The 26,297-nt window shown below is 40.6% G+C and carries 18 protein-coding genes; 2 read left to right on the top strand and 16 right to left on the bottom strand.

Annotated features, from left to right (window positions below):
- Positions 1–83: 83 nt before the first annotated feature.
- The 10 genes from TOL2_RS15295 to TOL2_RS15340 all read right to left on the bottom strand — a co-directional run bounded on the left by TOL2_RS15295 (position 84) and on the right by TOL2_RS15340 (position 18,669).
- On the bottom strand, positions 84–2,162 hold the full coding sequence (locus TOL2_RS15295; RefSeq protein ID WP_014958227.1) for a TonB-dependent receptor plug domain-containing protein: 2,079 nt from the start codon (positions 2,160–2,162) through the stop codon (positions 84–86).
- Between the two features lie 312 nt (positions 2,163–2,474).
- Positions 2,475–4,526, bottom strand: a complete 2,052-nt coding sequence (gene brxL / locus TOL2_RS15300) for a BREX system Lon protease-like protein BrxL (protein WP_014958228.1) — start codon at positions 4,524–4,526, stop codon at positions 2,475–2,477.
- Between the two features lie 11 nt (positions 4,527–4,537).
- Positions 4,538–7,033 (bottom strand): BREX-1 system phosphatase PglZ type A, encoded by a 2,496-nt coding sequence (pglZ, locus tag TOL2_RS15305; RefSeq protein ID WP_014958229.1) that lies wholly within the window; start codon positions 7,031–7,033, stop codon positions 4,538–4,540.
- 151 nt (positions 7,034–7,184) lie between these two features.
- The gene (locus TOL2_RS15310; protein ID WP_014958230.1) at positions 7,185–7,982 is read right to left on the bottom strand and encodes a hypothetical protein; all 798 of its coding nucleotides are present in this window, start codon (positions 7,980–7,982) and stop codon (positions 7,185–7,187) included.
- Positions 7,982–9,097, bottom strand: a complete 1,116-nt coding sequence (locus TOL2_RS15315) for an AAA family ATPase (protein ID WP_014958231.1) — start codon at positions 9,095–9,097, stop codon at positions 7,982–7,984. The genes TOL2_RS15310 and TOL2_RS15315 overlap by 1 nt, the downstream gene beginning before the upstream one ends.
- Before the next feature lie 2 nt (positions 9,098–9,099).
- Positions 9,100–10,248, bottom strand: a complete 1,149-nt coding sequence (locus tag TOL2_RS15320) for a DUF262 domain-containing protein (RefSeq protein ID WP_014958232.1) — start codon at positions 10,246–10,248, stop codon at positions 9,100–9,102.
- 45 nt (positions 10,249–10,293) lie between these two features.
- Positions 10,294–13,785 (bottom strand): BREX-1 system adenine-specific DNA-methyltransferase PglX, encoded by a 3,492-nt coding sequence (gene pglX, locus TOL2_RS15325; RefSeq protein WP_014958233.1) that lies wholly within the window; start codon positions 13,783–13,785, stop codon positions 10,294–10,296.
- Positions 13,786–13,827: 42 nt separating this feature from the next.
- Complete coding sequence (brxC, locus tag TOL2_RS15330; RefSeq protein WP_014958234.1) at positions 13,828–17,409, bottom strand: BREX system P-loop protein BrxC; 3,582 nt, start codon at positions 17,407–17,409, stop codon at positions 13,828–13,830.
- 16 nt (positions 17,410–17,425) lie between these two features.
- Positions 17,426–18,037, bottom strand: a complete 612-nt coding sequence (locus TOL2_RS15335) for a DUF1788 domain-containing protein (RefSeq protein WP_014958235.1) — start codon at positions 18,035–18,037, stop codon at positions 17,426–17,428.
- A complete protein-coding gene (locus TOL2_RS15340) occupies positions 18,034–18,669 on the bottom strand; it encodes a DUF1819 family protein (RefSeq protein ID WP_014958236.1) in 636 nt (211 codons plus the stop codon). The genes TOL2_RS15335 and TOL2_RS15340 overlap by 4 nt, the downstream gene beginning before the upstream one ends.
- A 280-nt stretch (positions 18,670–18,949) precedes the next feature.
- Between TOL2_RS15340 and TOL2_RS15345 the strand changes: the two genes are divergently transcribed.
- Together TOL2_RS15345 and TOL2_RS24965 are read left to right on the top strand one after the other, a co-directional pair.
- A complete protein-coding gene (locus TOL2_RS15345) occupies positions 18,950–19,549 on the top strand; it encodes an LbetaH domain-containing protein (RefSeq protein ID WP_014958237.1) in 600 nt (199 codons plus the stop codon).
- Between the two features lie 174 nt (positions 19,550–19,723).
- A complete protein-coding gene (locus TOL2_RS24965; protein WP_158406125.1) occupies positions 19,724–19,894 on the top strand; it encodes a hypothetical protein in 171 nt (56 codons plus the stop codon).
- A 210-nt stretch (positions 19,895–20,104) separates the two neighbouring features.
- On the opposite strand, the gene nqrF is transcribed toward TOL2_RS24965, so the two are convergent.
- From nqrF to TOL2_RS15375, 6 genes are read right to left on the bottom strand one after another with little or no spacing between them, the layout of a single operon-like run.
- Complete coding sequence (gene nqrF, locus TOL2_RS15350; protein ID WP_041279555.1) at positions 20,105–21,316, bottom strand: NADH:ubiquinone reductase (Na(+)-transporting) subunit F; 1,212 nt, start codon at positions 21,314–21,316, stop codon at positions 20,105–20,107.
- Between the two features lie 28 nt (positions 21,317–21,344).
- Positions 21,345–21,953, bottom strand: coding sequence for an NADH:ubiquinone reductase (Na(+)-transporting) subunit E (nqrE, locus tag TOL2_RS15355; protein ID WP_014958239.1), 609 nt, complete (start codon positions 21,951–21,953; stop codon positions 21,345–21,347).
- A gap of 9 nt (positions 21,954–21,962) precedes the next feature.
- Positions 21,963–22,595 (bottom strand): NADH:ubiquinone reductase (Na(+)-transporting) subunit D, encoded by a 633-nt coding sequence (gene nqrD / locus TOL2_RS15360; protein WP_014958240.1) that lies wholly within the window; start codon positions 22,593–22,595, stop codon positions 21,963–21,965.
- An 18-nt stretch (positions 22,596–22,613) separates the two neighbouring features.
- Positions 22,614–23,381, bottom strand: a complete 768-nt coding sequence (locus TOL2_RS15365; RefSeq protein ID WP_014958241.1) for an FMN-binding protein — start codon at positions 23,379–23,381, stop codon at positions 22,614–22,616.
- A complete protein-coding gene (locus TOL2_RS15370) occupies positions 23,374–24,534 on the bottom strand; it encodes an NADH:ubiquinone reductase (Na(+)-transporting) subunit B (protein ID WP_014958242.1) in 1,161 nt (386 codons plus the stop codon). Before TOL2_RS15370 ends, TOL2_RS15365 begins: the two co-directional genes overlap by 8 nt.
- A gap of 3 nt (positions 24,535–24,537) precedes the next feature.
- Positions 24,538–25,866, bottom strand: coding sequence for a 4Fe-4S dicluster domain-containing protein (locus TOL2_RS15375; protein WP_014958243.1), 1,329 nt, complete (start codon positions 25,864–25,866; stop codon positions 24,538–24,540).
- Positions 25,867–26,297: the final 431 nt, after the last annotated feature.

Below are 26,297 nucleotides of genomic sequence, written 5' to 3' on the forward strand. Positions count from 1 at the left end.
TGAACTTTTTGATCAAACAGATTCCTGCCGCAACCGGTTTGGCAAGAATCCATTGATAGTTAATTGGTTTTTGAAAAAAACATTTAAAACTCGAATTTTAAACCACCCGAACATATGGTTCCCGGAGCAATGGCCTCATTGTCCACGCTGTCAAAAATATTCTCCACATTCAGGTAAACCGTCATCCCGTTAAAAAACCGGCGGGAAACACTTATATCCGCGCTCCAGAAATCGTCCGTATCCTGGGTAATTTCATCCACATTGTAGTATTTATCAATATAGTAATTCAATAGCAGGGTGGCATTGAAAAGCTCTGGATTCTGATAGGTTACGCCAGCGTGAAATTTGTGTTTGGGGTCATTGGTCAGATACTGTCCTTCTTCAAATGAATTGGCCTCATTTTCCTTGATTTTTGAAACATTCCAGGTGTAATTTGTGAAAATTGATACATTGCTTGCCGGATACCAGTTCAACTCCGCCTCAATCCCGTGCATTTCAACTTCGCTGATGTTGTCCAGAACGTATTCATTGTAAGTTTTACCCCCTTTCTGATAGGAGTTTGTCAGCCGGGTGCCGATATAATCACTGGCAAATGATTGATAAAATGTCAGGCGGCCCTGGAGCTTTTCCAGCAGCATTCTTTGTACACCGATATCATACGCCCATATCTCTTCGGGTTCCAGTTCAGGATTGGCATGCCGAAATGATCTGCCTCCACTTCGCACATGTACCTTGTAAAGCTCAAACAGGCTCGGCGCACGAAACCCCTTGCCGCCCGAGGCACGCAGAGTGGTTTTATCATCCAGGTGATAAGTAATGCCAAGTTTCGGTGAAAAGCTGCTGTCTTCATCTGATCCGTACTCGTTACTATAAGCCTCACCAGCATCCGGGTCATCATCCCAATTGGCACCGTCCCTGGTTTTAATCCAGTCATAGCGGGCACCCATATTAACAATCAATTGCTTTTCCATAAAATTAATATCCATATTGGCAAAAGGAGAAAGTTGCTGCTGGACGCCTTTTGCCCCTTCATCCCTGTTGCTGCCGACAAACTCGTCGTCATAATCCCAGCAAACATTTTTAAAAGCTGTTCCCAGGGTAAGCTTTATGCTGTCACTGATCGGCAGTGTGGTCTGCACGTCCGCACCCCATGTTGATGAAGGCGCATCTTCTCTGCGAAGAAGCGTTGCAAAATTATCCTTGGAACTGTCCTGGTAAGCGCTTTTGTCAGCCCGGTTGTAATACAGCAGCCCCTTAATGTCCATGTTGCCGCCTATTTGCCGGGTATAATTCATTGAGTACTGATTCAGTTGAAGTTCATCATAAAAAAATTGCCGCCCCTTACCGGTTTCATGATCATAATACAAGGCGGCAAAATCCAAACTTGAGACATCATCCAAATCATAGCTCACCTTCCCGAAAACTTTTCCGCTTTCCCTGTGCCTTTTGATCTCGTAGTCTTCAGGATCTTGCGTCATATAAAAACCGTCTGACTCCTCATACCCGCCGGCAATCAGCAGGCCGAAATTATTTATTGTCTGGCTGTGAAAGACATGGCCGGCATAGGTGTCTGAGGTGCCAGCCTCGGCCCGGACAGAGGTCTTGCGATTGATTTCGGATTTTTTGGTGATAATATGAATCACCCCGCCGATTCCTTCTGATCCATACATGGCAGACGTCGGCCCCCTGACAATTTCAATGCGCTCAATGGCCTCCTTGGGGATGTGTCCCCAGGCCACCCAGGCAATGGAGTTGTTAAAATTATCGTTTTGCGGCACACCGTCAACCAGAAGCAGAACCCTGTTTCCGCCGACACCGCGAACGGTGATGGGATTTGAAACCCCGCTTGTCTGTGTTGCAAAATGCCGGGTATTGTAGACCCCCGGAACGATGCGAATAATGTCTTCCACCCGCTCAAAAGGCGAGGCCATGATTTTTTCTTTTGAAAGCACTGTGACACTTTGTGCTGCGTCACTGACCAGTATTTCATTTCGGGTTGTGGATACCACGATTTCATCCAGGCTATAAATTTTTTCATTTTCAACGGAATCTCCGGCAAAAATAAAAACCGGAAAAGCCAGAAGGCCTGCAAGTAAAAGAATAAAATTTGATAAAAAAATTTTATTCCGGGTGGCCGCCTTTGCAAAAAAGATTCGGGGCATATATTCCTCCATTTAATTTTGATAGAAGTATTTGTTACATTGTCTGTTTTTCAGGCGGCTGTCTTTTCCCATAAAAAAAAACCACCAATCCAGTACCGGTTCACCGGGACACTGCCTTCGTGGCTTTGTATTTTTATGATGCTGCTTTATATTTATTTACACTGTACTTAAAAATATATCATCTTCATGATGATGCTTGGCGCATATTAATAAACCATTATTTTTTGTCAACCTGTTTTTTTATCATGCAAAAACATTTTATAATCAAATTGCTTTTGTTCTTATTTTTTATTCTTCCGCAATCCTTTGATATCAGCTGTCAACTCTCAAATAGGTGATCTCAAAAGCCTTGCAGGATCTATATTGCTGAAGCCGGTTGCTCAGGGAGAACGAATCATTCATTTCATAGTGCTGAAAAATATCAAGGCCCCGGTCTAATAGGATTTTCCAGCCATGGTCGGTAACAATATGCCGCGCATGGAGGATCTGGTTTTCATCAAATTCCCACGAAAATCTAACTCCGGCTATGGCGCAATTCTCCTGGATCTTCATGAAATTTTCCACCTGCTGCGGGCCTTTGAATTCATCTTCCGCCGTTATCAGGTGGACTTTCACTTCATCGTCTTTAGGTTTGATCTTGGCTATGGTTTCAAGAAACTCCATGAAGTTTCTGATCTGATAAAAAATACGGATATATGAATCTGTCACTGTTATTTTTCTGGCACCCTGGAGATACTGATCAAAGAGCTTGTCATATGTTACGCCACGTTGATTTTCTTGCACAATGACCTGTCTTTCTTTGAGTTCGGATAATTTTTCCTTGGCAGCGTCTTGAACATTGGGCTGCTCAAGTTGTTGCGGATCAATTTCAGTTTCAGATTCTTTGTCTTGAAACGAACCAAAATACTGAGGATACTCTTCCTCTTCAAGGCTCTTCACATGGATGGTTTTTCCACCATCATTGCAGGTGTATGCAAATCTTACAGCAGCATAGGTGGAATCAATTTTCATCAGTTGGTCTTTCACCCTTTTTCTGCCTTCAATTGCAAACTGCAGCACCTCTTTTATCTCTTTTTCAGTTGCCTCTTTGTGAGGAAATAAAATTTTCATCATGCCGGAAAAGGTTTTATTTATACCGTCCTTATCCCTGGTTGAAATATCGCTTACCAGGTTAAAGTGTTGAGCATACAGGTCTGAGTAATCATGGTTTCTGAGTGACCTTAAGATTTCAGCAAGATAGTCCACTACAAATCCATATCCATTGGAAAACATCTCTCCACGGATAATGTCCACTTCCCAGCCGGGAAGGTAAAAGTGGATTCTATCCAGGAACGCTGAATCATAATACTGTTCCGGCAATTCATCAAAGAGATCCGTGTGCTTGAGCATATACGGCAAAGTATGCCGGGTGTTTCCAACAAATACCATGGATGCTTCTGCACCGATGGTCTCCACCCCCCGGGAAAAGGATTTGTTGGCCATGTAATTTTTCATGATATCCACAAGTGCTTTGTTCACTCTTTTTTTCTTACCTGCAAACTCATCAAATGCAACTATATCCCAATATCCTACAAGGCCGATTTTACCGGAATTATTGTTTACAAACAACTTGGGTACGGTGATCTCTCCGCCTGATATCAGGATACCATGGGGAGAAAAGTCGGAAAAGACATGCGATTTGCCTGTCCCTTTTGGGCCAAGCTCAATCAGGTTATAATTTCGTTCACAAAATGGTATCAGACGGACCAATTGCAGAAGTTTACTTCTTTTGCCCAGCTTTTCAGGGTTAAAACCGATACTTTGGACCAAAAGGTCTATCCATTCATCCGTGTTGAACTGTTTTCTTGCGGCAATATAATTATCATAATTAAAATGCGAAAGCTGGATGGGTTTGAGTTTGTTGATGATCCAGGGTGAGGTTGACTTGTCCTCGAAATGTTCATACTCCATATCCACAATGGTCCAGACCCCGCTGACAAGAAGTTTGGGATGTTTTTTTACCGTATCTGAATCAACTAAAACTTTTTTGATCCCCAGATTGGCAAAAGATGCTTCATATACATCTTTTGCATCATTAAGGGCAACACTGACTTTATCAATAATCTTATGACGGCCTTTCTCCCTGATAACAGACTTGATCAATCCTGATTCATTCCGATGAACATAGTGCTTTCTTAAGACATCTTTAACAGTATCAATCCCTGTTTTGATGCTTTCTTCATCTGCCGTGGCACAATACTGCCCCAGCAGATATTCAAGAACATAGGAAGGAACAATGGCGTTGCCTTTGACTGTTTTAACCAGATCTTTTCGAACAACGAGTCCTGAAAAATGTTCATTTATCTTGTCATCAAGCGCTGTCATAATAGTTATCCCTAAAAGTCAAAATCACTGGTAAATGATCTTCTTATCACATAACGTGCTGATTTATATTCTTTAAAGTAAGCGGTTCCCGGCTCCTTTTCTTCAAGGCGCAAATAGACCTCCTGTTCATTCTGGTCATCAGCCTTTTGGGTCAGGACAAACCGTATTTTTAATTCTCTTTCTCTTGGATTTTCAGAAGTGAATTCAAAGTTCAGATTGTGGCAGTCTGAAACAAGATCGTTATTTTTTGAATAGATCCCGGCCCGCAATGATCTTGATTGAACTTTATCCGTAACCGGCTGAGCCTGATAAAAAATTACTGCGAACTGGCCGGTGGTTATAAACGATGTAGATCCGCTAAAGATATCAATACCCACTTTGGAGATATCACTCGTCCGTTTTTTATGGATATTGATGACAGGAACAACCACTTCCTGCAATGTTGCCCCCCCATGAACAAACCTGGAGCCAGACCCTTTTAACCGTAATCTGTTAATGGATTTGGGTATCTGGATTTCCATATCACCTTCAATACCGGCTTGTTTTGCAGTAAAGCATTTCATGCCGGTACTCTGTGGCAAGTCTTTACCAAGAAGGAAACGCCTGTCACGATGCAACGCCTCTATGCCGGAGATATCAGTGCCAAGAAAATCACTGTCTTCAAGCACCCGATCCTGATAGATAAACCCATGATCCGAAGTCACTAAAAGATTGGTGGCATTGGCTGAAACCAGTTTCTTTATAATTTTTATTAACGCCTCAAGGGTATCTTCAGCCGCATTAAAAACCCGGCCTTCCGACTCTTTTTTGTCTCCGGTGTCATCAATCAGATTGTGATAGACATAAACCACATCATGTTCCCGAAACAGTTCTCGGCATTCGGTTTTATTCATTCCCATGAGTTCATCCGCTCTCATGGCCCTGGCTGCTCCGCTTACAGCATTCTGGAGAATCTTTGATCTGTTTTCCGTGCCTTGAGTGCTTTTCCCGTCCACAAAAACTGTGGTTGAATGATTGTCTGAAAACCGTATGTCCTTGTTGGGCAACAAAGATGCCATGCCCAACTGGGTGAAGCTGGGAAGTGTGGTCAGCATTGGGGAGATTTTGGCATCAAACCTGTCTTCCTGTCTGATACGGCTGAGAAGTTCATGCCCGATTTCATACCGCAGGGCATCTGAGATAATAACAAACACTTTTTTTTTGTCGTTAAGAAAGGGGACCACCTGTTGCTGAAAAAAGTGTCTTTGAAATTCTATACGGGTTTTGCCCCAGCAGTCACATTTATCAACCTGATTCTGCCAATTATTATTGACCGTCAGCAGATAATTATTGGAATACATATTTTCAACCTTATCTGAGAGCGCCTTGAGCATTGAGACCTGGCCCGATTGTCTGGTATGGAAAATATATTTACGATAAAGCTGATCAAGGCGATACCAATAATTGGCATACTTGGTTAGCCCATCATCCATGGATTCGATGGCAAATTCAGTCTCATCCAGAAATTTGATGAACCGTGCCCCATAATCAATGGCCTGGTAGAGAGCTTTGTATGTTTTGTACCAGTGACTTAACTTTCTTTTTCTGATTAAGCGTTCCCGGTCACCGGATGAAACAGTCTGATCCACAACACTCTTGACCAGATCGCTTAATATTTTCAGATCCACAAGTTCAAAGTAATCAATCTCCTCAAGAGACGCGATGTCTCTTGTCTGAAGATCTTTTTCAATGGCCAGGATATCGGCACATTCTTTTGATAATGTTTCAAACGCCTTCTGATGTTTAACACTGTCTTTCCAGCGTTTGAGAAATACCAATGCATCAGGAACAAGATTTGAATCATTGCCCAGACTCATGTCGTAGCATGATTTAAACAGCCTAATCGTAAAATCCTTAATCCCGGGTGAATCAGATGTATAACCAAAACTCAATTCCAGCCGGTTCCACAAAAATGCGTCAAGACCACTGTTTTCAATAAGCTTTAGTTTCTCATCCTTTTTAACGGCAGATTCGGAAAGAAGATTTTCAAGAATATCATCTAGCCGTGGCTCTGATGCTGCACATACGGCAAGCATCTTTATCCTGACAGCATTTTGTGTGTCATCGGACGCAAGGATCTTTTTTAATTTTTCTTTTCTTTTAGCGGCGTTAAAAAACACAGCATGATCATTGACAATATCGACAAATTCAATGCCCAGACCAAGTTCATTAAGCCGGAGGGCTGACTGGTCTGCCCTGAATTCTCCAAATGCCAGTTGAACATCTAAAAGCCAGTTGTCCAGATCTGAAGGGGCCTCTGCTTCATGGTATAAAAGAAACTTCTTGTCCGGTTCTTCCCGAAGGATTCGATGCTTGACCCTGAACTCGTTATTGTTCAATTCAATTTTTTCAATGTCTTGGAATTCAAGTTCTTCATAATCTTTGCGTAACTCTTTTTTTGCATCGTACCAGAAGACAATTCTGTGTTTTTTAAATATTTTTTCAAGGGATTTGATTATCTGCGTCATCTTAATCCTGTTAAAACTTTATAGGTTCATTTAAAGGTTCAAAATCAGCACTATTTTTGAACCTTTAAATTCTTATGCCCTGTGCCTTTGTACTTTATCTTTGGTTCTTTTTTAAATTTAAATCTTTATGAGTACTAACCTTCTGATATTATCATTTTTCTTTAACTCTGCTGCTTTCATCGGTAAAATTAAGCTGTGTCAGTTTCTTTAATTTTTTGTCAGAATTACATTCAGAAATATTGTCGTTTAGTAATTTAAGATTATTCCAGAGCTGGTTATAATTTGCCCTGTTGATTGACAGGTTAGTAAAATTCTTTTTACAGTCATTGCAAAAAATCAGGTTTGAAAACTCAATATTCCTTTTATCCCAAAGAAGAGTACCCTTTCTACTGCTCTCTTTTCGCTGTTCTTGAAGCTGCTCAAAATGCCTTTTCCAATGTTCAACCCTGGCTGCATTTTTTGCAACACATTTTTTTTTCTCTATCTCTCCATTTTCATCAATTGTATCCCACAATAAAGCGATCCCTGACAAATCCCAAAGATCACTGCTTAAAAAACTGACGGCGACCGCATCAAGCATAAATGCAGCACCAAGGGAAGGCGTTTTGACTGTATTATCTGATGCCAGACAGAATTCCGATAATTTGAAGTGGTCAACACAATTAATATCGTCAATGGGGATTTGAGGGATATCTGTACTGGATATCAGGGATTTAATACGCATGGAATAATCCCTGTCCTGGTTTTTTATCCATTCCCGCAGAAAATAGTTATCAGACAGCAGAATGTTATACCAGTGGCTGTCAAATTGTTCACTCACACGAATGGGACTGACTCTGGCTTGAAATGCAACTTTAACAACCTGAAAAAAGTGAATCAGGTGGTTATTCGCATCAATTTTTGTTTTAAACGGGAGAGATTCTTCATTAAGGATCAGAAACTCATGCATCACAGATGCCCCAGCAACTTATCAAGATTCTTATCCCATTCATCGAAAAAACCTTCAGGCCATTCATCCAGCCTTCCATTTTTATCAATAAAGGGTTGTATCATATCGATTGTATGTTCAATATTATTTAATTGTTTGAAAAAATAAAAAAGTGATATGTTTTCAGGCTCAATTAATTTAGTCAATACCGCTATCCTGGCACCGTTTAAAAAATGATCACTATGGGTCTCAACAATAATCTGTACCCCCTCTTGAGCAGCCCTGGCCATAAGCTTTGCCACTGCTGACTGCCCTGCAGGATGAAGATGAGCTTCAGGATTTTCAATAATTATCAGATCTCCCTTTTTTGATGCAAGTATGGAAGTAACGACCGGCAGAACATATGTTAACCCGAATCCAACATTCTCCGGTCTGAATTTTTCAGTATACCCTGTTCCGGTTTCAAACTCGTAATGAAGACTTGCCTGATTTATATCTTCAATTACATTGGCAGTAATTTTAATTCCCGGGGTAATTTCAGACATCCAGGCATCCACCTGGGCAAGCAGGGTGGCACTTTTGGCTTTTTCATGTAGTAACTTTTTATTTAAAAGCTGTTTTGCACCATTTTCAAAAAGATAGTGGGCAGTATATTCACCATTGTTACCCAGTGAATTAAGAGTTTTTACATCATATTCTGAAACCGGATAACTGTTTTTTGGGCCGGTTCTTTCTGCTGCCAGATATTGAAAATTATCAGAAAACAAAGCTTGTGAGAAATCAAATTTGTCAGGTGTCAGTTTATTTATTGGTTGTAGATTAGATTTGCTTTTATAATTAAAACTGATATCAAGGTTTTTCTTATCTTCCCATTCAAGAACAAAAGAAAACATCTCGTTTTCCGCATCTATGGATAAAGCATCTTTTCCCTTTCCGACATTTATATAGCTGCCGTTAAGCAACAGCCCCCTGTCTGTTAAAACCTTCTGTTCAAAAGACTGCCTGAGCAGAAGCATAACCTGGATTAAAGATGATTTACCCATGCTGTTCAAACCTGAAACAAGGGTCAGGTTACTTAAGTTTAGTTTAATATTTTTAAGAATTTTATAGTTCTCAATGGTTATGGAGTGAAGCATTTTTATGCCTCCTTGACAATAGATTGAACGACCTCATTTACTTTATTGAAACGAAGTTTTACATTATCAGAATATGTAGTAGAAACAGTTATTGCATTATAAAACTCAATGTTATTCAATAAATTTATAAATTTTTGAACACTCTTTTCTTTTCTTGCTTTTAAAATTTCTCTTTCATCATAGGGCAGCAAAGAAAAAACAGTGGTAACAACTTCAAATAATGCCCTGTTGATCATCTTTTTTGACTCTTTTTTAGCAAGGGATTTTCTAAATGCATCAGCTCCAAACAGTTCCCAAGAGAGCATGACAGCATTTTTAAAATCATTTTTTAATGTATCCAATACCTGCTGATCAAGGGTTCCCAGGGTCTCCATGGTATTATTTAAGTGTTTTATCATGGGTTCTCGGTATTGGTTAAAATCTGTAAGTCTGAATGAGACAAATCTTAAAATCAACTCTTTATCCAACATCCTTCTTGAAGAAGCCATGACACACTCTTTAAAATACTCAGCATCGGCAATACTGCTTAAAAAAATTGAAGCCTGCCCATTATTTGCATTCTGGCTTAATGCATGTCGAATTTCCTGGGGATTCAGGATAAGCCCCCCGGTATTAATACGGTAAAAAAGACTGTATTTAACATTTTTTGGAGTTCCAGGCTTTATAAGATAGAGAGTAACAGGAGCCTCTTCAATTCTACGTTGATAAGCTCTTGGCAGATCTGAATATTTTTTAGTATCAAGTTCTTTTATAAATTCAAGCCCTTTAAGCTTTAAGGCATTATCAACAACAAACTTCTTAATGGTTGAAAGCCGTTGAAGTCCATCTACAACCACCCACTTTTCATCTATTGAAGCATCAAAATAGAATGCAGGGATCGGAAGTTTGATAAGAAGTGATTCAATCAAACGGCACTGAATTTCATTTTTCCAGAGATTTGCAGTTCGCTGAAAATCAGGATTAAGATCAATCTCATCGTGTTTCAACCTTTTAATCAAATTATCCATAGTTGTCTGCTGTATCTGGATATCAATTTGTTTGGGATCAAAAGGTTCTTTTAAATCAGCAATTTCATTGTCAAGATCTTCCTGTTCTTCTATATCAAACTCCATTGTATCCTTATCCTGCAAGATTGTTTTTATCTCTTCCATATTTCATTTGTTCTCCCACAATAGCTTATGTCTTAAAACTGCATATCAACTCAACCCTGCAATTTTTTTAAGCGCTTTACCAAACTTTGGGTAGTTTACCTTTACTCCATCATCAAGGTCAATTTCTATCTGTTTTGTCGCCAGGGGATAGAGGATATCCCGTTCATATTCATTCACCTCATCCAGCACCTTTTTGATTTTTTCGATCTCTTTTAAGGCCTTTGTTTTTTCTCCTTGAGAAGCAGATGTGCTGATACTGATATTTTCAAGGTTGTCTTTTCTGGCAGCCAGCTTGGTTCTAAACTCCCTGAGGTAATCATTGAGGATTATGGAAACCGTATCCGGCCTGTATCGGTGCATGTAGATCAGGGCATTGAAGCTGCCCTTTGGCGATGAAAACATCCAGTATATGGGGCGTTTTTTGTACATTTTCACATGATAGGTGTAAAAATCTTTGAGAAAGAATTTTCTGATATCCTTGCCAATGGCTTTTTCAATAAACTCAAGGTTTTCCGTGTAGTGTTCTTCTCCGAATGTTACTTTTAAAAATTTTTTGAATCGTTCGGCTATGTCATCTGTGAACCAGTCAACGTCCATGATTGGGATTACGTTGTCATCGTCTGGGATAAATTTTGGTTCGGGTATTTTTGCAAGGTAGTTTTCTATCGTTTCTCCTTGGTTTGCTAATACCAATCCTTCTCGATCCAATGAATAACGGCCAAACATGCAACCTACAGAATATGAAATAAACTCTTTAATGGTGTCTGATAAGAGCTGTTTTTCAAGAGCCTTATCGCTTTTATTTTCACCATAACGATAATATGGATTACAGGTTAAAGAAATCTCCGATATTGGCACATTTGATGACAACTCATTCTGCAATTCATACTCTTGAAGTAGAATTCGATTATTCTCTTCTTCAAGTTTTTGAATTTCCACTGTTATATCTTGCCACAAAGATCTTAATTTTATGTAAGATTTTTCTATTTTAGTTGATAAAGGATAATTTGGAATAGAAAATTTTATTGACTCTTTTTCTCCACAAATCAAAGGTAAACATTTAAAATCCCAAGATGTTTCATAAGAATCCCAATCAAATTTTGATAGTTTAATACATCTTGCTATGATAAATTCAATATCTTGCTTTGTTTTTTTAAATGGTAATTTTGCTACTTCACCGACACCATAATGTAAGGTCGGATTCATTAAATCCATATATTGTTTGGCCACATGAGAACAAAGTAACCCAACAACAATTTTTGCCTCTCTACCGCTTGCAACGACAATTGATCCTGTATTTTCAAACACAGAGCCTGATGGAAGATACCGTGCCGCAAAAAAAGATGTACTTATATCACTCCATGTAACACCTGATTTAAAGTAATGGATTGGACTTCTTACAGTAGATCCTGAGAAATTTTTAATTTCTTCTCCATCATCAGCCCAGTTAATAACACTTTTTCTATTACCATACCATTTTCTTACTGTTCCTCCATCATTGTGAGGGAACCACTTTAGTCCGTTAAATTTTCCATTTTGCGCTGTAAAATTTATGTGCCCAATTTGGCATTCAAACCAGTCTCTTACGAATCGTTTCTTATCTCCCGAGGTCAAACCACTTTTTACATGAAAAATATCTCCCAGCTTGGGCAAACTAAATCCATTTAGAATATTCTCACTAGCCCAATAAGCCAATTGTTGCCCAGGGATTTTATAAAAAGCTTTAATTGATTTATTGAATAGTAATTCACCGCTATTAGCGTTCTTCTTAAAAATATTTTTTTTTTCAAGTTCATTGCGACCTTCAATGAGCCTTAAATATGAACCATTATAATCGATCAAATTTGATTTTTTTATAACAAAGGCCGTTGTTGAAACTACTTCACCGCCAATACTGTCAAAACCTCTTGCTCCAATATGCGCCATTGTTAATAGTGGATAATGAGTAATTACATTTTTACGAAATTTTTCAAATGAAGTTAAAAACATCCAACTGTGCATGGTTATCATGGAAACCAAGCCTTTCCCAAGGCTCATATCTATATTACGTTCGATAAACATCGCACATAAATCTGCCCTACTGTTTGGGTAATTATCCTTAACCCAACGTCCTAACCGACTATTCATTCCTTTGCCCATATACGGCGGATTAGCAACAACAACATGATATTTAGGGCTAAGATAGTCTGCCTGTTTTAAAACTTTCAAAACCCTCTGATGAATACTCTGAAGAAAAATATCATCAGATACTTTTTTCTCGTCTAAAAGACTCAATACATCAGGGATATTTGTTAATTCAGGACGAATCAATGAACCAAAATTATCCGCTTCCTCAAACTGATACAGTAAAGTTGAAAGATCCATGGTAAAAAGATCAGGGGCAACTGCATCCATATAACTTTTAACCTCATGCTCTTTAAAAGACACATTTTCAAGGACACAAATATTTGGCTGCACATTCTTTTTAAAGAAACGACGATACTTTTCTCTTGCTTTCATAAACAATGCAAAGGCTGCAAGCTCTCCTGCCCGTTCATCAATCTCAATACCGTATAGATTATTTTCAAGAATGAGCTGTGGAATTTGAGGGGCATCATATCCTTGTTCTTCATAAATGGCATAAAGAATTTCAAACGCATACACCAGCATGTGACCGGAACCGCAGGCAGGATCGCATATTTTTATCTCTTCCGGAGATTTGATCACAAGAAAATCTGTTTCTTCCTGCTCCGGCTTAATATAATATTCCATTTTATCAACAAGCCTGGAGTCTGGATGATTCAAAATCCACAAGCGTCCAAGAGAATTTTCCACCAAATACCGGACAATCCAGTTGGGTGTGAAAAGCTGTGTGGCTGCAGGAATATCTTCCGGTGTCACTTTTTTATTTTTTTTAAGCCCGGCAAACACCTCATCCTTTTTTTCCGAGATATAAAACTGGTACAGCCAGCCAATCACTTCAACATCAGCACAGGCCTCTTCGGACAGGGCTTCACGGGTAGCGGTCAAGATTGAACTGTCTGACAACAAATCATCGGGCATCAACAGTTCTGTAAAGTCTGCAATCTTTTCAAACAGGAACGGCATAATGCTGTTGTAATCGTTACAGACTGCGACCAGCAGCATCCGGTATGCTTCCTGCTGTGGCTCCGGGCTTGGAATGGTTTCATTGAGCAGGCCAAACACTTTTTCTTGATCAATTCTCAACCCGTCATCAATATTGCCCTGCTTGGCTTCCATCAAGATTTCCGGCTGGGAGAACCCCCGGGCAGGTGATACCACACCCATGGCGGTATATCTGTTTGCATCCATGAACCTTAATGCGCAAAACCGGTTGAACCAGATGTAGGCCACTTTTTCTATTACCTGGTCGCGGGATGTCCGGGAGATTTTTTTTTCAAGATCTTTTACGGCTTTTTCCCGTTCTCTTCTGGCCGCACTATTGGTATCCAGCACGATGGACAGCTTTGTTGCAACCATGTCTATCAATTGTCTTCGCGCATTCTGTGCAAATTGTTTCAGCTTTGATGTGTTCAATTTTAATCTGCTCCGTCAGGATCTTCTGCTATTAAATTCGTGTCAAACCTGTACACGTTTTCCAGCGTTTATTTCCCGGATAATGGCTTTTTTGAGTACGGACAAATAGTCTTCTACTTCAAATTCATTTTCAATCCAGGCTTTGGAATAATTCACTTCAATTTTTTTGATACCCACCACTTCTTTGACAGGTTCATTTTCTTTTTCTTTTGGCTTTGCCAGCCCTTCTTTTATTTTTCCTTTTCCAAGGCAACTGTCTTCAATAGAAGTTTCATAGTCTGTTTGATCTGATTTGGACGGTTTGGAATCAGGTGATGCCGGTTTCGGTCGGCCAAGGTAACTCAGCTTGCTTAAGATGTTATTGTATTCATCATCTTCAAACCGGCGCAGGGCGTCACTGATCATGGCGATCAGGGTCTGATCCTGCAGTGTCTCAAGTTGTGTTTCAAAAGGTTTTTTCAACTCATCCTGAAGGCTGGCAGACAAGCGTATAAAATCTTCCATGCCGATCATTTTATTGAGCAGGCTATTGATCTTGTCAATTGCCACCTGTCGGGTTGTTTTAAGTTTTTCATCCAATTTATCAGACACTGTTTCAACCAGGGATTTAACCCGACTCATCTTATTGTTTTTGTAACAACTGCTATCCTTTAATATGGCAAGAATCTGGCCGGATTCATCCCCGTCAATATAAGAAAAATTATGCTCCTGGCGCTTTAAAAAATTGACGGCATCATCATAGATCGTTTTCAAGGGGCCATTCATGAACCTTTGAATAGGATCAACTACATCTTCTTTCATATCCAGCAGGCTGTCTTCAATTTTGTGCAAATCGGTTAAAAAGAAAGTATAGGGTTTTGCCTTGAGTTCTTTGAGTATTGCTGTAATTTTCTCCAACCCGGCCAGGAATGGATATTTATGGCTTTTGGCAACAAGCCCTGACAGTGACTCAATTTTTTCTTTAATGGCTTCTGTTGTTTCTTTGCCAAGCGCTTTTGCTTCTGTAGAGGATGTCGGGCTGTCAAAGAATTCTTCGTAAAATTGTTTCAGGCTGCGGATCTGGGCTGCGGTAAAATCATTTAAAGGTTCAATGATCAGGTTTGAATGGACATGGGTATTTAACAATGCTTTTTCAAGCTGGTCATCTTCAAGGATATTACTGTCAAAATTCAACTCCACCTTTCCTGCTGCACAGAGTTTGGCTGCGATGCACAAAACAGCGGCATAATACCAGCCGTAGGATTTTTTCTCAAACCGTTCAATAAGGCTTTTGACCGTGGTTCTGATACCGTTTTTTTTGTTGGCTTTAACAAATGACAGCATCTCCTGTTCTGCTTCACTGAGAAGCGTTACATCATCACCAAACAGATTCCCGCTGTCCTTCAGGCATTTGGAAACATAGCTTTCAGTATAGGTAAAATCTTTAAGCATCTTGAGATTCGGGTAAGTTCTGACAATCAGGTCATGGAATCCTTTTATGATTCTTGCCTGCGGATCTGTACCGCCGATATCAACCAGATTGGCATTGATAAACAATTTTGCTTTACCAAGAAGGTTTTCAATATGCTGTTTAAGATCGTTATACCGTTCCTGGTTCTGTAAAGTTTTGTCTGTTAAGATTCTTTTGATGGATTCTTGCTGGGTGGTGGAGATGTTTTGGCGGATATATTTATTGGTTCTTTCATTCATCAGAAGATCACGCATCATGCGTTCATCCGGGGGCATAATCACCAGAAGCTCATCTCTTCCGGCCGACTGCATTTTCAGGACTTGTTCATTGTCTGCATTCTCATTAAAGGGGCTTATGACATGGACGCTCAGTTCATGTTCCCGTCCAAACAGCTTGTCATCCATCTTTCTTGAAAATGGATAGTCCTGGCCATTTTGGTCATATCGTATCTTTCGCAGTTTTATGATGGTGTCAAAAACGATTTTATACAGGTGGTCATCTACAGCAGAGGCTTCAATGTCTGTGTTTTTTATTTCTTCTTCAACATCCTTTTCTTCATCTGTCAAAAATTCAAATACCTGGCCGTTTCTCCGGATATATGTCTGCTGCTCAAGAAGGTTCAATGCTTCAGTCAGGTTCTTGTTCAAATGCCCCATGTCCTTGTTAAATTCATCCAGCATCAGAACCGTAAGGTTTCTTTGTGTGGCCCTGAATTCTTTAATGTATTTTACAAGAAACAGTGCCTTGAGAACCTGTACTGCAAATTTATTGTCCAGATGTCTTTCAGCAAGCTGTATGGATCTTTGGATCTGGGCTTTTAAGGCACTTCTGATTCCTTCAAACATGAGATCAAATGTGGCAAGCCGGCCCACTTCATAGTCTGAAATGTGAACCGCCACCTGCTGAAAAACCCCGAGCATAGACCGTTCTCCAACAGACCTGTGCTTTCCTTCAAAGGCGTTGTGCATGGACAGATTCTGGATGGCTGTCTGAAATAAGATGAACTGATACGGTATAAAAGGATATGTATGGATAAAGTGGTCCTGATCTTTAAAATTTCTGTATAGCTGGGCACCGTCTGCAAAATCAAACAGGGTTTTTAAATTATTAACCTGATCATCATACACTTTGGACAGTTTATGAATCCCGGTATCATTTTTTTGCAGCAACCGCTTCCGGATAACTTCAGCCACATCCGCACTGGTCAGTTTCATCCTGTTCTCAAATCTGGCCTGGATTTTTGAAAAGTCGTTGCTCTGCTGCTTGTTCATTTCACCGACAAGTGTATTCATGTCCTCCTGAGCCGTCACAATGATCCAGGCTCGCCCACGGCTTTTGGTTGCAAGGCTTTCTGCTATGGTCTGAAGATTGGTCATCAGCTTGACATTGTCCGCAACATATTGGCCGACTTCATCCACAAAGAAGTTTAACCGGAAATTGGTTTCCTGCGTTTCAATATAGCTGTTAACCTGTTCGGCAAAGTCTTCAATGGACAGACTGTAATCACTTCGATATTTATCAAGTATAGCCGTGACCTCTTGACCGGTTACGCACTGGTATGCTTCGTCAATATGGGCTGCCACACGTTTGGCCCTCATCCTTCCCCATTCCCAGTCTTTTGAGGACGCTGTTTTAAAGGCATCTTTAAATTTATCCAGCAGGTTGTCCCGGTCAAGTTCTCTTTCAAACTGGGCAATATAGGCCTGTTTCCCATAATATCCGCAGGATTCGTCAAATACTTTTACAAATACCGCCACCAGCGCATCTATTTGAGTCTTGCTGATCACATCCGCCTTTTGATCAATATTGAACAGGATGCTTTTTGAAGGAATGCTGACAGCTTTTTTCAGGTCACCTTTAAGGATCTGATTATCGCCGCATTTGGGAAGTATAATGTCCAGTACTTTTGCCCCTTCAACCTCACGGTTTTCCATGAGCAAGGCCAGTATCTTCAGCAGATGGGACTTGCCGGACCCAAAGAAACCGGATATCCATACGCCATTTGCTCCGTCATAGTTGTTATATGCGTCAAGAAAGGATTCCAGGCGCTTTTCAACTTCATTGGTTAAAACATATTCTTCAACTTCAAGACGCAGGCTTGCTTGATCATCTGCCTTAATGACACCTTCTATGGATCTGTCTACCGGTTTTTCAAATATGGTTTTTAATGCCATTTTCAAGTTCCTTAAATCAAATCTCGCAGTGATATATATTGAATGCTCTATAATATTTGTCATCGTGCAGCCTGCCAAACAAATCCAGGGATGCGCCTGATTCCAGTGAATGGGTATATTCCCCCGGAAAAAACATGACCATGGGGTGGTTCTTGACTGTGCTTTGCAAATTATTCAAAACATTATGAGACCGGATATAGGGGTATACTTCACCTGCACCGGACATAAAAACAACATCGTGATCTTGTTCTGTTATGGTTTTTGCGATTGCAGGCACCAACACGGTTTCAATATCCAGAATGGACTGTAACTCTTCTTTTAACTCATCTTTGGTCATCTTGGACTCTTCTTCCAGATACCATTCCCAGTCACCATTTTCTTTCAAGATCTCAACAGATATGTCATATAAATTGATCTCCAGAACCTGAACGCCGGTTTGTGACAATTTGTTGGTCAACTGTTTTAGCATCCTTTCCATTTCAACAGCTTCGGAAGGTCGATATGGACAGATAAAAAAAGGAACTTCATTTCCAAGTCCCTGTTTTTTTAAGAATCGATCACTGCTGATCAGTGTCTGAAGATGTTTGAATCTTTCCGGTATTGGTTGTGTTTGCGTATCAACAGTCATTTTATAAACTCCTTGAAATCTGTATCTGAGACCGGCAGTACAAGATATATCCCGGATTTGTCAGTGAACAAAGCCCTGGCAACTCGTTTGGTTAATATTGCGGGCAGTATTATGTTCCTCTCTGATGTGATCTCCGCTTGCCGGAGTATTCTGAAAAGAACCTGTTTGAGTTTTTTTTTTGTTGAGTCTTTGAGCTTTCCCAGATTTTTGTGCCATTCAGCTTTGGTGTCAAAAAAAATAGTATAGTCTTCGTCTGTTATAGAATAGTTCATGAGTAAAAACTTTTCCCGAATTACTTCAACAGCAAAATCACGGATAAAATCATACCGTTTACAAACTGAAATCCAAAGAATCTGGAGTTGCTCCTGCCTTGAACCGTCGTGAATTATTTTTAATTGTTCCGAAGAAAGATTTTTTAGACGGGAGAGTACTTCACGGCATATCCTTTCAAGAGAATTGCTTGTCCTTGCCTGGAATAGGTTGGTTTTTAATATTTTTTCCCGGACTTTTGCCCAGTCTTTAATTTTCAAATATAGCTCTGCTGCTGAGACGGATTCTTGATAAAACAGTCCTCCAACGGTAAAAGACATTCGATATTTTGGTAATGAACCGTTTTTATTATGTAACCCCATTGATAAAAAATTTCATTCCCCTTTCTAACATGCAACCCAGAATCAATTGATACATCCTTTGATTCAACAACTTGAAATCCGTAGGTGATCCTTTCTGAAAAAGTCAAAATTGTCAATATCTATTCCCTTATAGTTTGATTAAGGGCGTCCCTCTTTTCCACAGAAATAAAAATGTTTATATTGTTGACCTTTTTATGTAAAGTGGAATAAAGGATAGGAAAGCGGAAACGATCATCAATTGAACCTTAACGCAAAGCACATATGGAAAGGAGTGATCATTATGGTAGATTTCTGCAGTAACATCCGACCTAATACAGTCGGAGACAGGCCCCAAATTCATCCTTCTGCCTATATTGACCCTGCGGCTGTAATTGTCGGGAATGTCCACATAGCACAGAATGTTTTTGTAGGTCCAACGGCTGTCATCCGGGCAGACGAACCAGGACCGGACGGTAAGGTCTGGCCCGTCACAATAAACGCTGAAACAAATATCCATGACGGGGTGAATATTCATGCTTCAGGAGGAAGCTCGGTTGAAATAGGGTCCCGGGTTACTTTGGCCCACGGTGTAATCATCCACGGACCGTGTACCATCGAAGATGAATGTTTTCTCGCACTTCGGGTCACGGTTTACAATGCCGTTTTAAAAAAAGAAACATGGGTTGGCCTTGGCACAATGATTATGCATGTGACGATTCCTTCCTACACCATGATACCTGCCGGAACGATAATTCGCTCCAAATCAGATGCTATCTATTTCCGGACTGTGAATAAAAAAGAATCCAGATATCACCAGGCCTCTTTAAATGCAACTAATAATTTACGGGAGGGGTATCTGGCACTTGCCAGGGGAGAAAATTTGAAGGATTTAAAAGAATAATTGAAAGAGCATAACCAGGATAGATGTGGCAGCGTCAAAATCCTTTTCTGCTACATCATTAATTAAGCACCGTACAAGGGTGATTCTGTTCTCCAGAGAAGCGGCTGCCACTTTTTTTCTGGCTATTGAAAGCATCGGCTCTGCCGGATCAAAACCGGTAAAAGACCAGTCTCAATGCTTACTCAGTTAAGCGGGGACAACCGACTGCCGGAACGGTTCAGAACAAGAGCCCTGGTATCCCTGGGAAGCCGAATACGGTTCCGGTTAAAACTGGAACCGTATACCAGAGAAGAGCTTCTGGATTACATGGATTACTGGGTGTGTCCCACCTTTTACATAATATGATCGTCTCATTCAAAAAAGAAGGTTCAAAATCAGCCTGAAATCGAATTTTATGAAAATTTGATCGCTTTTTTACTCTTGGAGTGATGTATAGCAACCCTTTTTCCGGATCGCTCTCAATCAAAAATCATCTGTTTTATCAGCAATACCCATCCTTTGGCAGCAGGCCTTATAAATGTGATTAAAAAAATTTAATAAAAAATTGTATATTTTCTAGAATTTATCGAAAAAAATCATGTCGTCTTCCACGCCGAGATCGTAAAGCATATTGATAATGGCATTGATCATGGGGGGCGGACCGCAAAGGTAATATTCTATTTGCGTGGGATCTTCGTGTTTGCACAGATAGGCCTCGCACAGATGGGTGTGAATGAACCCTGTCATGCCGGTCCATCGGTCTTCTTCATCCGGGTTTGAAAGGGCGACATGATAGGTGAAATTATCGTGCTGCCGCTCAAGATCCTTGAAAACATCATCATAAAACATCTCTTTTAAAGATCTGGCTCCATACCAAAAAGATATCTTTCGTTTGGTATGAATTCCGTCCAGCTGATGAAGAATATGGCTTCTTAAAGGAGCCATACCTGCACCGCCGCCGACAAAACACATTTCATTGTCCGTCTCCTTTGCCATAAAATCGCCGTATGGACCGCTGACAGTTAACTTGTCACCGGGTTTCAGACCAAAAACATATGAAGAGCCAAACCCGGGCGGGATGCCTTCCGTACCCGGCGGTGGTGTTGCAATTCTGACATTCATCATCATGGTTTCATTATCATGGGGAGGATTGGCCAGAGAGTAAGCCCTGAATCCCTGTTTAATACCCTTTGCAGTTAGTTCCAGGAAATTATATTTTTTCCATTCACTCACATATTTGCTTTCAATATGAAAATCCTTGAAAGTCAAGTCATACTCGGGCACGTCAATCTGAACATAGGCACCAGCCTTGAAATCAATGGGGATTTCGGGTTTAATGACCAGCTCTTTGATAAAGGTAGCTACATTATGATTTGAAATGACCGTGGCATCCACTTTTTTAATACCGAATATGGACTCGGGTACTTTAATTTTAAGATTATTCTTTATTTTCAACTGGCAGGACAAGCGCTTTCCGGCAAGCTTGTCTTTCCTTGTCAGGTGGGCCAACTCCGTGGGAAGAATACTGCCCCCGCCGTCAGTGACCTCACACTTGCACATACCACAGGAGCCTGAGCCGCCACAGGCTGACGGCAAAAAAATCTCTTTTTGGGACAAAGCAGATAAAAGTGACGGGTTACCTGAAATCTTGATTGGCTCATCTGTATTGTCATTAATTGTGATTTCAAACTCACCCTTGCTGGTCACTTTTGATTCAACAAATAGCAGCACAGAGACAAGAATAAAAATAACACCTGAAAAAACCAATATGCTTAAAAAATACAACACTTTTCGCCCTCCTTTTTCGCCCTGTCTGCTAAAGGGTGATCCCTGAAAACATCATAAAAGTCATGGCCATGAGTCCAGCAATAATCATGGTGATGCCGAATCCGTCAAGCCCTTTGGGAACATCTGAGTATTTGACCTTGTTTCTGATAGCGGCCATTGAGACAATGGCCAGCATCCAGCCGGTTCCCGAACCTGCCCCGAATACAATTGATTCTACAAATGTATAATTTCTTTCCACCATGAACAACGAGGTTCCAAGGATGGCACAATTCACTGCGATCAAAGGCAAAAACACTCCCAGGGTGACGTAAAGCAGTGGAGAATACTTGTCGATTATCATCTCAACAGCCTGAACAAATGCGGCAATAACGGCAATAAAGGTGATAAATTTTAAAAAACTCAAGTCAAGATCGGGAAAACCTGCCCATGCCAATGCGCCAGGGGCCAGAAGCCCGTGATAAACAATCCAGTTAATGGGGCTTGTCAGCGTCAAAACAAAAATAACTGCAAATCCAAGGCCTGTTGCGGTATCAACATTCTTTGAAACCGCGATAAAAGAACACATCCCCAGAAAATAAGCCAGAAGAATATTACCGATAAATACGGAATTGATAAACAGACTGAATAGATCACCCATAGCTGATTCCTACCTTTCTTCCTTTGATATTCCGGGCAGACTGTTTTTCAGCCAGACCAGCAAACCGATAATAAAAAAAGCACCAGGTGCCAGCACCATCAAACCCATGTTCTGATATCCGGCATCAAATATGAATTGCGGAATAACATTGAATCCGAAAAATTTACCCGACCCTAAAAGCTCTCTTAAAAACGCTACACAGACAAGAACCAGGCTGTAGCCCAGTCCGTTTCCAAGCCCGTCAACAAAAGAATCAAGCGGTTTATTGGCAAGGGCAAAAGACTCTGCTCTTCCAAGAACAATACAATTGGTAATGATAAGCCCTACAAAAATCGACAATTGTTTGGAAATATCATAGAAAAAAGCCTTCAAAATCTGGTCGGTGACAATAACAAGGGACGCAATAATGGCAAGCTCTGCAATGATCCTGATATTGGACGGAATTTTTTTTCTTAAAAGAGAAATCAGCAGGCTCGAAAAGGCCGTGACCAGTGTCAAGGCAATTCCCATGACAATAGAAGTCGACATTTTGACGGTAACGGCAAGGGCGGAACAAATACCTAATATCTGGTAGGCAACTGGATTCTCCTTCCATATGCCTTTTGCCAGGATTTCCTTATAGCTTGTTTTTTCTTCCGACATTGATACTATCCTTTTGAGTTATTTTAGATCCTTTGGGTTCATATCCTTTGGGTTTGTATTTTCCGATTGCGCGTCTTTTTTGGTTTTAAGCTGTCTTTGCCTGAAGGTAATGGATACGGGATCATAAGAAACCAGGGTCTTTTTTATGCCTTCCGACAAATATTTACCGGTCAGCGTCGCCCCTGAAATCCCGTCCACATAATGCTCCTGCAGATCCCTTGGAAGATCTTGCGCCTTTCCCTTGGCAATGCCCACGGAAACAAATTGATTCTGCGCGTTTAATATTTTTTTGCCTTTAAAATTTTTCCTGAACCATGCGCTTTCTATCTCGCCGCCAAGACCTGGAGTTTCCGAATGGCTGAAAACCGAAAATCCTGACACGGTTCGACCATCGGGTTCAAAGGCAAGATATCCTTGTATTTTTCCCCATAACCCCCGGGAGTTGATGGGAAGGATATAGCCCTTTATGACCTCGTTATCCACATAAAGATACAGGCTCAAGGAATTTGAAACATAGGTTTCAATAATCTGTCCTTGCTTGTCCACCATAACCTCTTTGATGTGGGCATCATACAGACTGTTGATCTTTTCTTTAGAGATTTTTTTTGTGCCGATCAAATCAACGGATTTAAGGATATTGGTTTTTCGATCCAGTTCCATGTTGACCATTTGAAATCCTTTTAACCCGACTGCGGCAGCCGTGATCATCAGACTGCAGATGACAGAAAGCAGCAGGGCAAACAAAATAACATTCTTTTTGCTGTTTTTATCTGTTTTCTCAGACATTTGGTATCCTTTTTGATGCAATATATTTAATCACGATATGATCCAGCAAAGGAGCAAACACATTCATAAAAATAATGGCAAGCATTATGCCTTCGACAAATGCCGGATTGGCAACCCTTATGGTAACGGTCAAAAAACCGATAAGAAATCCGAATATCCATCTTCCAGGATTCGTGCCGGGCGCACTGACAGGGTCTGTGGCCATAAACGAGATACCGAAAAGAAATCCGCCTGCACAAAGATGGTACAGCGGACCGGCATCAGCCCAGGAATTAATGCCTCCTGGAATCAAATAAAAAATAACGGCTGTCACAATTAATCCGGCAATACCGCCTATAATAATTCTAAAGTTGGCAATCCTGGTGATGATAAGAAACAGGGCACCGACAAGACAGCATGCAGCTGACGTTCCGCCGATACTTCCCGGTATCAGGCCCCAGAAAAGACTGGATAATGTGTATCCTGAACCAGCCAGAGCAGTTGTTATTTTTTCACCTTCCGGGGCTAAAATTGCCAGGGGGGTCGCCCTGCTGATACCATCTACAGAATTTGCAGCCGCCACCCAGACATCACCGGAAATGGAGATTGGGTATGAAAAATACAAAAAAGCTCTCCCGGTCAGGGCTGGATTTAATATGTTCCTGCCTGTACCGCCAAAAACCTCTTTGCCGATCACAACACCGAATGAAATCCCTAATGCCACCTGCCATAAAGGAATGGTGGCCGGCAGGGTCAGTGGAAACAAAAGCCCTGTGACAAGAAGCCCTTCACTGATCGAATGCTTGCGGATGGAAGCAAACAGGGTCTCCCAGAAAAATCCCACAGCATAACTGACAAGGATAATGGGAACTACATATCGGGCTCCTAAAAGAAACGCATGGAGAATTGTGTAGGATTCTCCGTTGGCAATACCGATCTGATACCCTGTATTGTACATACCAAACAAGGTGACCGGAAGCAGGGACAAAATAACAAAACTCATATACCGTTTCAGGTCAAGGCTGTCCCTGACAAACGGCGTATGCTTGTTTTTGGATGACGGTAAAAAAAAGAAGGTTTTTGTGGCATCAAAAAGCGGTTCCAGCCGGTTGAATTTTCCCGAACCTGTAAAATGCTTTGCGCTGGAATCTATCAGTTTTCTTAACGGATTCATAACCTATTGTTTATCCTTGTAATGAGAGTCCATTCCATCGGACAAAATTTTTGTCAATTCTATTTTTGAGGGACAGGCATAGGAACACAGGCCACACCGGCAGCAATCCAGAAGCCCGTAACTCAAGGCATCTTCAATATCATCGCTCATCAAAGCCTTCATGATAAAATTGGGCATCAGGTCAACCGGACAGATTTTGGTGCAATACCCGCAATTAATACAGGCTCTTTGCTCACCATGAAGGGTGCAGTCAAGATCTTTAGGAGTACGGGTCAGACAGGATAAAAATGTTTTGGACACCGTGGGTTTGGTTAACCCGGGTTGAATAAACCCTAAGAATTGCTCTTTTTTAGGGTCAGGAATAAGGTTCAAGGTAGTATCAAAAAAACCAATGTGGGATTGGGGATCAACTGATCTGCCGTTGAACCGGCCCGTTGTTATAATATTGTTATCCTCTATGCGCCCCACAATATTTTTAACGGATGTACCCTGACGAATAATGATATGGGGTTTTTTATCCTTTGGCCGGGTAACGGTTACCACCCTTTTCACAGGATATGTACCGGTTAAAAGAAATTTTACCACCAGTATAAGGTGTTCTGCTGAAATGCACCAGGAAAGGTTATCTTCTTGGGATGTTTTCAAATGATAAAGAACCACACCCGGATCCCATGCAGGATAAAAATCGGGAACCGTATGGGTGATATGTTTTTTAAATCCATTCAATCTTTCCAGGCTGCTTTGCCTTGAAGTCACTATGATCTGTTTTGAAAACCGTTTTAAAAGTTTTATACCCAGTTCAAAGGTGACTGTTTCATTTTCAAGCACCGCCCAAGGCTCAGGGGAAAAAGGATCATTCCCGTTTAAAGAAACAATAATCATGGGTGGTTCATGGGTTTGGCAGGCTGTATCTTTTGAGGGAAATTCCCGGAAACACTGCCAGAGACCGCCTTGCTGAAGCTGCTCTATGATTTGGGGTATACCAATTTTTTGAATACTATCTGAAGACAAGGGGTCAAACCGGATAAACTCATCTTTTTTTTCAAGACAAATGACAACTTCTTTTAATCGCCGTCTTTCCCCGAAAACAATCTGCTTGACAGTTCCTGTTCCAGGTGACACATAAACAACACTCGTATTGCGTTTATCGCAAAAAAGTGGAGTCCCTGTTTTTACAGGATCATTTTCCTTTACCAGAAGTTTTGGACGGATATACGGGATATCCATTGCTGATAAAGCTATGGTTTCAGGTTCCGGCATATGAATAATACTCAGATCCGGTATCCCGGCAAGCTGTGTTTTAAATCCTTTTGAGAGTTTGATATGTTTCATGAATCAAAAGTCCGTTAATAAAAAATTACGTGATTGTAAAATGATTCACCATTTTGTACTATTTGAAACGATGCAATGCCGGAATGTTGCAGTCACAACCTCTGACGCAGCCGTAAAACTTGATCTATAGTCCGGACACCTTAGTTTGACAGCCATTTCAACATCCTTATCCCGAACGATTGGGCGACATGGATTTTAATTTAGCACAAATGACTTCAGGGTACAATCCGAATAATGCATGTACAGATCCGGCATTAATTTTTAATCTTGATTTTCCCCTTAAGGTTTTATAAAAAAGTCTTACAATTTCACACAAAGATTTTCAATCTTTGTTGTAGGCAAATCTTAAATAAAATATCGGATCTGCCCGTAGCCGTCATTAAAAAATGATGGCTTATTATTTTTTGAAACAATTAGCCCAAAAAGGATTA

The sequence above is a fragment of the Desulfobacula toluolica Tol2 genome, from assembly GCF_000307105.1.
GTDB lineage: Bacteria > Desulfobacterota > Desulfobacteria > Desulfobacterales > Desulfobacteraceae > Desulfobacula > Desulfobacula toluolica.